The following is a 9778-nucleotide window of genomic DNA, read 5'->3' on the forward strand; positions in this document are numbered from 1 at the left end:
TTATTGTATCGAGGACTTCGTCAATTTACGGAATCGCTGACTTAAAGTTATCTGCGTTTTCCTGTGTAATACAAATATTAGGGGTTGCCATATTTTTATCAAGTTTATCAGAGTCGCCATTCAGATATGCAAGTGTTGCCAGAGTCTGGATGACAGTATTAGTCTCAAAGTCCTGCATGGAAGTTCCTTTGAACGGTCCTCCGGCCGCAATGGCATCCAGAGCGGCCTGCACTCCGTCGACAGATACAAATACAATATCTTCCGCCCGCCCGGCTGTTTCAGCGGCCTGGATGCATGTTGCTGTTCCGATATCCCACTGGCAGAATACGCCGTCTATGTCAGGATATTTTGACAGGTAAGATTCCATCACACTCATAGCTTCCGCGGTGGACCAGCTCAGACAGCCCTGTTCTTCGAGAATTTCAAACTCTGGATATTGAGATAAAACTGCTTTAAATCCGCGGGAACGGTCAATCTGACAAGTCTCACCCGGATTGCCGTTTACCATTACGATTTTACCCCCTTCCGGCATCTGATTGATCAGGATTGAAGCTGCCTGCTGTGCAGCAGTGACATCATTTGGTCCTACAAAGAGATCGTAGCACTCGGCATCCGAAACAGGATTCTGAATATTGACGACAACCAGCCCGGCATCCTTGGCGGCCTTCAGGGCACCGAGCTGTGAAGTTGCGTCAATGGGAGTTACGATCAGTGCGTCACACTTCTGAGTCACGGCGTTGTTAATATCACTGGTCTGTTTCTGCGGGTCGCCCTGCGCGTCGTAAGTGACCAGCTCAAATCCGTATTCTTCGGAAAGTTCCTCCATCTTAGTAGTCATATACGCGAGTGACAGAGTAGAGTTGTTAAGGCTGGACCAGCCGATTTTCCACGGAGTGCCGTCTTCTTTGGTTCCACGCGTATTGGCATTCGCTGGCACGAAATCGGTAACTACCGTAGAACTGTTGAATTCACTGATATCAACAGCATCAAGAACAAGTTCGGACGTGCCGTCATCAGAGTCCGAAGGTGTACCGGCTGCCGGTTCCGCTGTCTGTTTTTCGGGTGTTGATGGTTTTCCAGTACTTTCATTATTTTTGACACAACCCGTGAGAAGTGTGGCAGATAAAGTAAGTGATAATAAAATACTCATTAGTTTATGTTTCATGCGTTTCCCCTCCGCAATCATTATTATTTTACTGTATTGTTTAAAACGTTTCCGATCATTTCCTGAACTTCCTGGCGCATGGTTTTTGCCCCTTTGGCTTCCCAGGCAGCATATGCATCGCGGTCCATGAAGCGAGGTGTCCACAGTTCGTCGTGGAAGTTCTCGAAAGTGTGGTCTTTATCCAGGAAGTTACCGCTGATCCCAACATGGTTAAGAAGGTCGATGGCAAGTGATTCATCATTGACGCGGATACCCTGGCGCATTCGGCGTACATATCCAATAAATTCATCGGCCATTGCACACATTTCTATGGAACTCAATTTACCGGATTCCAGATAACCTGCATCATATACAATGTCAGCGTGTACAAAGTTGGGCATAAAGGTTGACATCATCAGTTCTGCGATAGAGTATTCATCGATTGTTTTTCCCTGCGTACAGCATCCGTTTGTCCATGCCGGGATATGTAATGCTCGTGTGATTTGGACAAAAGCAGCGTTTCCGAGAATATATTCCGGTGTACCCACGGCAAATGTACCTCGCTTCATATCCAGAATTCCGATGCAGGCACCCAGGGCAACCGGACAGCCCGGATTGTTCAGCTGGGCGATCACAAGGGCTGTCAACTCTTCTGCAAGACAGAGAGTCAGTGCACCTGCTGTTGTGACAGGGGCGGTTGCACCAAGTGAGACTGCAGAGTTAAAGCAGAATGGCATATTGTTTTCAGACTCCCACAGAATTTTTTCCAGGGTTTCTTTTGGAAAGACATAAGGGCTGCATGGCTCAAGCAGTGTAAATATAAATGGCTTTTCGCGCAGGTTATCCATACCGCCGATTTCGTCTGCTGCAATTTTATAAACTTCTTTCATATTCTCAAGATTGTGGGCAACAAATGCGATCGGCTTTGTGGTGATCTCCATCAGCGCGCGGAATGACTCGGGAGTAGCCCGGTCATAGTCAAGTTCTGTCGGAGTACCAAACGGGCATACAAAGTCAATATTATCAAGATTGTTGATGACTTTGGCGGCATCGCGTGTGTCCTGAAGAGTAAACGCACGTTTTTTGTTTGTCTTATAATCGAGACAGCTGGTTGCCACATCAGCTGTTCCGTAGTATGTATTGCCCTTGCCGATCTGCATTCGTTCTAACCCGTCTTTGTCAAAGATACTCCATTTGGCCGGTGTCGTTTCGATTGCGCGTTTCGTAACCTGAGCCGGTATCCTGACAACATCACCGTCAACACAACATCCGGCTTTCTCCAGCAAAGTTCTTGCCTCCGGCAGACAGATTTGGATACCAGCGGTTTCCATCAGATGAATACCTTTTTCAATGATACAATTGATTTCATGATTGTTCAGTAACATAAAAAGTCCTCCTTTTGTTCTGATAATAACTTGTAAAACTGATGATAATCAGTAAAAATAAAAAAGTCAATTATTTAAAAAGACTATGCGGAGAATTTACACAAAGGTGCAGAAAAATTATACACTGCAGTATATAATACAAAACGCACAAATTATGCGCCTGGTTTTTGGGAAATATCATGGTTTTGCACAAAGCAAGTGTAAAAATTGTTGACAGGGAAAAACTTTTGTCCTATATTTTAATTATAATTATTAAAGATAAAATAAAAAGTAAAAATAAAATAACGCAAAGAAGTATGCTTTTGCAGACTGACTCAGAGAGACCAGGATGCATTGTATAAAATATGGAGGATCAGGAGGGGCAGAAGACGAAATACGCATCTGTAAAATGTGATCATAGCCGGCTAGCTGTTTTACAGATGATGTTAAGTCCGAAGTGATGTCTGATACTGCCAGGTAACCAAAAAGGGTGAGAAAAGAAAAAGGAGTAATGTATATGAAACAGAGAAAAGTGATCAGTATTCTGTTAACGGCGGCGATGGTTGTAACGATGGCTACCGGCTGTGTAAAACAAGAGACGGTCGAAGGAGAAACGGCAGCTGTTTCGGAGAAAGAAAATGCGGATGCTGATACTGCCACAGATTTCGTACTGGAACCCGTAGACATTAAAGAGTATGGTGCAGCTCCGAATATCACAGATTTCGTGCCGGAAGATGCTGACACAAGTGGAACGAAAGAAGACGGAACGCCATGGAAGATTGCATGGTCCAGTCTTTCAAATGCTGAAGAATCACTGGCGCACATGACAGAGCTGATGGAAGGCATGTCAGAAGAAATGGGCTTTGAACTGGTGACTTTTGATGCCCAGGCTGATCCACAGAAGCAGACCAGTGACATTAACAATGCGATTTCTCAGGGGTGTGATGCACTGATTGTTGCTCCCATAGATTCCAGTTCTCAAAACAGTGTTATGAAGAAGGCAAAAGATGCAGGTATGGTGGTATTGAATGTTCAGAATACGGTTACAGACGAAGAAAGCTATGATCATTATATAGGGCCGGATGATACAGCAGCGGCACAGCAGGCAGCCTCTCTTCTGATGAATGCATTACCGGACGGCGGAAAAATCGTAATGGTTGAGGGAAATCCGGGGGAAACCTGTCAGATCAATAGAACAAAGGGATTTAAAGCCGTGATATCACAATATCCTGAATATGAACTTCTGGAAGAACAGGGATGCCTGAACTGGTCCACGGCGGAGTGTATGAGTGTGATGGAGTCCTATCTGTCAAAATATCCTGAGATTGACGGTGTGTTCTGTCAGTGGGATATCGGCTGTGGTACCTGTATCCAGGCGGCAGAGGGAGCAGGCCGGGCAGATGATATCGTCTTCGTATCAGTGGATGGAACGCAGGCCGGGCTGGATGCGGTTGCAGAAGGTGGATGCTGGAAGGGACTTTCCATGCAGGACTTTAATACGAACTCTCAGATCCAGGTGCTTGCAGCTCTGGCATCGCTGAACGGGGACGGAGATAAAGTTGAGAAAATGCTGTATACGCCAAATATCTGTATCACAGAGGAAAATGCAAAAAACTTTAATGCAGGTTGGTAATCCGATTTACAGGCAGTATGCCGATAAGTATAGACTCGGAGGATATAAGAAGATGATAAGAAAAGTCCTGAATATGTTTATATTGGGAACTATGGTTCTGGGATTGTTTACAGGATGTGCAAAATCTAATGACGCCACAGACAGTGAAATAAAAGGCGTGGATGCCGAGGCGGAAGGGGATTCTGAAATTACGGGAAAATACGAAAACCTAGATCCGCTCGACCTCTCAACTTACATGGAGGAGCCGGTGGTGGCAGATTATGTGCCGGAAGAATGCAATCTAAGCGGTACGAAAGAGGATGGAACACCATGGAAAATTGCATGGTGCTCGGCGGGGCTTGAGGAGGAATCCAACACTTACATGACTACGATTATGGAGGGACTGGCCGAAAAGTATGGTTTTGAGATGCGAACGTTTGATGCCCAATTCGATCCTCAAAAACAAACCGGAGATGTGAACAGTGCCATCACGCAGGGTTTTGATGCGGTGATTGTTCATCCTATCGATACTAACTCTCAAAATGCCGTCATGAAAAAGGCGAGGGACAGCGGACTGTTTGTGATCGTTGCACAGTGCGAAGTGGACGATCCTGAGTGCTACGACATGTATGTGGGTCCCAACGATACGGAAGCTGGCCAGATGGCCGCGTCCCTGCTTCTGGATATGATGCCGGACGGCGGAAAACTCGTATGTGTGGAAGGAAATCCGGGCTCAACACCTCAGATTAACAGGGCCAAAGGATTTATGGGGGTAATGCAGCAGTATTCGGAATTTGAAATTCTGGAAGCACAGGGAGCTCTGAACTGGTCCGCTGGAGAAGCCATGAATATCATGGAATCTTATATGTCCAAGTATCCGGATATTGATGGTGTGTTCTGTCAGTGGGATATCGGAACTGCCGCCTGCATTCAGGCAGCGGATGGCGTAAACCAGACGGAGGATATGATCTTCGTATCCGTCGACGGCGTACAGGCAGCGCTTGATTCCATCGAGACGGGCGGGGCTTTTAAGGGAACCGCCATGCAGGATTTTGCAGTGGTTACTGAAGCACATACGCTGGCAGCTCTTGCGGCGTTGAACGGGGATGCGGATAAAATGGAAAAAGAGTGTTATATACCGTTTGTCTGTGTGACGGAAGAAAACGCATCCAATTTTGAAGTTGGCTGGTAAACAGGTTGGGGAGGGAAACATGAAAATCTGTTTTAATGAAGGCTGCAGTGCTCTCTGCAACTACCACAGCGTCATGAAAGATCTGGAATACTGCGAAAAATACGGATTCGATTATATTGATCTTCAGGAGAGCTGTCTGAACCCCGATCTGGAAGCAGGTGCATGTACGCTGGAGGAACTGGGGGCATGGTTTGCAGAGCACAATCTGAAAATGTACTCTTACAACGCACTGGAAGATTTTAATATGAGACGGACAATTGCCGAACAGGACCGGGTTCTGGCACATCTGAAGGAAATCATCCGCAGGTGCAATATTCTGGGGTGTGATCTGGTTGTTCTCTGTCCGTCCGGGAATCTGAATGTGGATGCCACGATTCCCGAGATACATAAAGATACTGTCGATATGCTTCAAAGAATGCTGGCCATAGCGGAACCTCATAAAATCAGGCTGGCATTGGAATTCTGCGGTTTTCCGGGAATGTCAATTAATCGTTTTCGGGAGGCGTACGCCATCGTGCAGGAGATAGACTCTCCTCTTCTGGGAATTACCATGGACCAGGCTCATTTTCACTCCATGGCGTCTGACTGGGAGTCGCTTAAAGAGGCGGATGGAAGAAAGATATTCACCTGGCATTTGAATGATCTGGAGAATGTACCGTGTGGTGCCGCCTACAATGATGTCACGAAGCGGTTGTTTCCGGGCGATCCGAGAGGATGTATGGACCATGCGCGTTATGCCGGGGTATTGAAAAGAATCGGATATCAGGGAGCCTGCTCCATAGAAGTTTTTCGTCCGGAATATTACAGGCTGGAGCAGGAGGAAAACGTCCGCCTGGCAGCAAAAGCGATAAAAGAGCATATCAGGAAATATGTGAACTGACGAAGTTATCTGGAGGTGAGAATATGGAACAAAAAGTTATGCTTTCCGTACAGCATATAACAAAAAGATTTGGAAATGTTACGGCACTCGATGATGTGTCGTTCGATATCTATGAGGGCCAGGTACATGGCCTTGTGGGTGAAAACGGTGCCGGCAAGTCAACACTGATGAAAATCTTGTCAGGTGTTCATAAGAAAGATGAAGGGACCGTATTTTTTGATGGAAAAGAAATGCAGATCAAGAGACCGCTGGATTCCCTGGAGATGGGACTCTCCATTATCTACCAGGAGTTCAATCTGATTGAGTCCATGTCCGTGGGCGAGAATATTTTTCTCAACCGTTTCCGTGAGGTGGGAGGCATGAAGAAAACCCACAGAGAAGCACGTGCACTGCTGGACAGTATCGGAAGTACGATCGACACCCATACGCCGGTGGAGGATTTGTCCGTATCTGAAAAACAGATGGTCGAGATCTGCAAGGCACTGTCTTTTCATTCAAAACTGATCATTATGGACGAGCCCAGTACCACGCTGACAAATGAAGAGATGAAGCGCCTGATCTCGATCATCAATGATCTTCGATCCAAGGGAATCACGATTATCTATATCAGCCATAAACTGGATGAAATTTTTGAGCTGTGTGACCGTGTGACAATCATGCGTGATGGTCATGTCATTGATACAAAGAGTACAACTGAGATGGGCCGCGCGGAGATGATTGCCAAGATGGTTGGCCGGACAATTGAAAATGAATACCCTCCGCGGGCGCAGAAAGTGGGCGAGACTATTCTTGAAGTCAGAAATCTGAATACCAGGAAGCTTCATGACATCAGCTTTACAGCCAGAAAAGGAGAAATCCTCGGTCTGGTGGGACTGGTGGGAGCAGGAAGAACCGAGACGGTTCGTGCGATATTCGGTGCGGACAGATTACATAGCGGTGAGGTGTGGCTGGAAGGAAAAAAGCTGGATATCAAAAGCCCGCTGGATGCGAAAAATTATGGCCTTGGTTTTGTCCCGGAAGAGAGAAAGGGTCAGGGGCTTCTCCTGAACTTTGACATTGCCACCAATATTTCCATGGCGGCATTCGACCATTTTACGGACAAAGGCGTGCTCAATAAACAGAAGGAAAAGGAGATTGTTGAGAAGCAGATCAAAGCGCTGGGTGTGAAAACACCGGGAGCGGGAGAAAAGATAGGAAACCTGTCCGGAGGAAATCAGCAGAAGTGCCTGATTGCAAGATGGCTGGAACTCAACCCCAAAGTTCTGATCATGGATGAACCAACCCGGGGAATCGATGTGGGGGCCAAATATGAGATATATGTGTTAATGAAACAGATTGCGGAGGCAGGGGGGACGATCATTATGATCTCTTCAGAGCTTCCGGAGGTATTGAATATGAGCAACCGGGTCTATGTACTGTGTGACGGCCGGGTAGCCGGTGAGTTTGATCCGGCTGAGGTAACTGATACACATGTTATGGCAGTGGCACTGGGAGAGGAGGGAACAAAGTGAAGGGAGACAAGAAGCAATTCATAGGAAAACTCATCAACGAGTATCTGTTGTTGGTAGCCATCATTATTTTAACTGTGTACACCATCATCGTACAGCCGGCATTCCTGAATTCAGGAAATCTGTTAAGCCTGGTCCGTTCTTTTGTGCCTCTGGCGTTTGTGTCTATCGGTATGACGCTGATCGTCATCGGCGGGTATATCGATTTGTCGGTTGCCGGTCTTTTTTCCATGATGTCCATCCTGGCAAGCATGCTTTCCAACCGTTTCGGACCGGTTTCTCTGCTGCTGATCCTGTTGGCAGGACTTCTCTGCGGCGCAGTCAGTGCGCTGATTCTGATCATATGCGGAGCAAGAAACAGTTCGGACGCATTATTTATTACGTTCGGTATGCAGACCGTATTTAATGCACTGGCGCTGCTGCTGAACGGCGGACTGGCGGTGACACTTGAGCAGACGCCGTTCACCCGATTTCTCGGAGCAGGCAATTTCCTGGGGATTCCCATGGTTCTGCTCCTGTTTATCATAGCGGTGGTGATTCTGCAGTTTTTAATGAAGAAGATGCCGGTCGGAAGATCCGTTCATCTGGTGGGTGGGAACCCTACAGCAGCAGAACTGTGCGGCATCAAGCCGAGCAAGGTGATCCTGCTGTCTTTCAGCGTGACGGGTGCCATGACGGCTTTGGGAGCATATCTGCTTCTCTGCCGTGTGGGAACAGCCATTCCTACGGTCGGCAAGAACTATGAGACAAATGCAATCCTGGCTGTCTGTATCGGAGGAACCAGTCTCTCAGGCGGTAAGGGAAGTGTTCTGAATACGGTACTTGGTGTTATGCTGGTGACGATCATGTCCAATGCTCTGAATATACTGGGAATTGACGCCAACATGCAGAGTGTGTGGAAGGGTGTTATCCTGATTCTGGCGATCTGGATCGACAGCCGCAGAAAGGTCTGAAGGAGGTGTGATTATGAATTATTCCGTACAATTAAAGAAAACGCTGAAGACGCTTACAAAACAAAAAGCATTTCTCGCAGTCGTCGTTATCTGTGTGCTGATGTCTGCGTTTAACCGGTACTTCCTGACAGCACAAAACCTGTCTTCACTGCTGCTGCAGGTCACCATACTGTGGATCATGGCGTTTGGCGTTACGTTCTGTATTATATCCGGTGAATGTGATTTGTCGCTGGGAGCCAATATGTGCATCAGTGGTATTATCGTCATTAAACTTCTGCCGTATCTTCAGATCTGGGCGATTTTGATCGTGGTACTGCTGGCAGGTGCGGCGGTCGGTGCAGTCAATGCATTTATCAGTGTCAATCAGGGGGCAAACTCATTTATCGTGACTCTCGGTATGATGATGTTGCTGAAAGGCATCTGTCTGGTAATGACCGACGGGGCCCCGATATCCGGAACCAGTAAAGCGTTTGCGGCTTTTGGAACAGGGAGTGTTCTGGGCGTATATAATATCACCTGGGTTGCGGCTTTACTGTTTGTGATTTCCCTTTGGGTTATGAAGCGTACCGAGTTTGGCCGCAACTGTTATGCGGTGGGATACAGCAAGGATGTGGCAGCATATTCCGGAGTCGCTGTAAAACGTCATCTTTGGATTACGTTCATCATCTCGGCCTGCAGTGCGGCGCTGGCGGGATTCTGTCTGTCTGCGGAGCTGAACTCCGGTTCGGCTGCCTATGGTGACAACACTGCGCTTCTGATTAACTGCGGTGTCGTTGTGGGCGGTACGCCGTTTAACGGGGGTTACGGAGGCATGGTGCAGTCACTGATCGGTGTGTTCCTGTTTGGTCTGCTGGAAAATGTTATGAATCTGCTGGCAGTTACGCCGTATATGCAGATGCTGATCCGCGGTATTTTAATTGTTCTGGTTATTGGCATGGACTGCTATGCACGAAAGAAAAAACGTGAAGACGTGTAAAATATACGGATTCTGCTTTGAATGATGTATCTTCAGGGTGGACACCGGGGGCACGGGGGTCCGCCTTTTGAGGTATGAAGAGGTGTTATTATGAAACATATATTGTGTTACGGCGATTCCAATACCTGGGGTTACATCCGCAGGGGCGA

General features: G+C 47.2%; 8 protein-coding genes. 6 read left to right on the top strand and 2 right to left on the bottom strand.

What is annotated here, in order from left to right:
- Nucleotides 1–25 precede the first annotated feature (25 nt).
- Together MCG44_RS00785 and MCG44_RS00790 are read right to left on the bottom strand one after the other, a co-directional pair.
- Nucleotides 26–1165 carry a sugar ABC transporter substrate-binding protein gene (locus MCG44_RS00785; protein ID WP_240286286.1) on the bottom strand — a complete coding sequence of 380 codons (1140 nt, stop codon included), beginning with the start codon at nt 1163–1165 and terminating at the stop codon, nt 26–28.
- Nucleotides 1166–1188: 23 nt separating this feature from the next.
- Nucleotides 1189–2529, bottom strand: a complete 1341-nt coding sequence (locus tag MCG44_RS00790; protein WP_240286288.1) for a trimethylamine methyltransferase family protein — start codon at nt 2527–2529, stop codon at nt 1189–1191.
- 496 nt (nt 2530–3025) lie between these two features.
- Here MCG44_RS00790 and MCG44_RS00795 point away from each other — a divergent pair, with 496 nt between their 5' ends.
- The 6 genes from MCG44_RS00795 to MCG44_RS00820 all read left to right on the top strand — a co-directional run bounded on the left by MCG44_RS00795 (nt 3026) and on the right by MCG44_RS00820 (nt 9629).
- Nucleotides 3026–4141 (top strand): sugar ABC transporter substrate-binding protein, encoded by a 1116-nt coding sequence (locus MCG44_RS00795; protein ID WP_240286290.1) that lies wholly within the window; start codon nt 3026–3028, stop codon nt 4139–4141.
- A 52-nt stretch (nt 4142–4193) separates the two neighbouring features.
- Nucleotides 4194–5312: a sugar ABC transporter substrate-binding protein gene (locus MCG44_RS00800; RefSeq protein WP_240286293.1), complete on the top strand. Its 1119-nt coding sequence runs from the start codon at nt 4194–4196 to the stop codon at nt 5310–5312.
- 73 nt (nt 5313–5385) lie between these two features.
- Entirely contained in the window at nt 5386–6192 is an 807-nt protein-coding gene (locus MCG44_RS00805; protein ID WP_240286295.1) for a sugar phosphate isomerase/epimerase family protein, read from the top strand.
- A 38-nt stretch (nt 6193–6230) separates the two neighbouring features.
- Nucleotides 6231–7703, top strand: coding sequence for a sugar ABC transporter ATP-binding protein (locus MCG44_RS00810; protein ID WP_240286300.1), 1473 nt, complete (start codon nt 6231–6233; stop codon nt 7701–7703).
- Nucleotides 7700–8653 carry an ABC transporter permease gene (locus tag MCG44_RS00815; RefSeq protein ID WP_240286296.1) on the top strand — a complete coding sequence of 318 codons (954 nt, stop codon included), beginning with the start codon at nt 7700–7702 and terminating at the stop codon, nt 8651–8653. The genes MCG44_RS00810 and MCG44_RS00815 overlap by 4 nt, the downstream gene beginning before the upstream one ends.
- A 13-nt stretch (nt 8654–8666) precedes the next feature.
- Nucleotides 8667–9629 (top strand): ABC transporter permease, encoded by a 963-nt coding sequence (locus tag MCG44_RS00820; RefSeq protein WP_240286298.1) that lies wholly within the window; start codon nt 8667–8669, stop codon nt 9627–9629.
- Nucleotides 9630–9778 lie beyond the last annotated feature (149 nt).

This window comes from Lawsonibacter sp. OA9 (genome assembly GCF_022440585.1).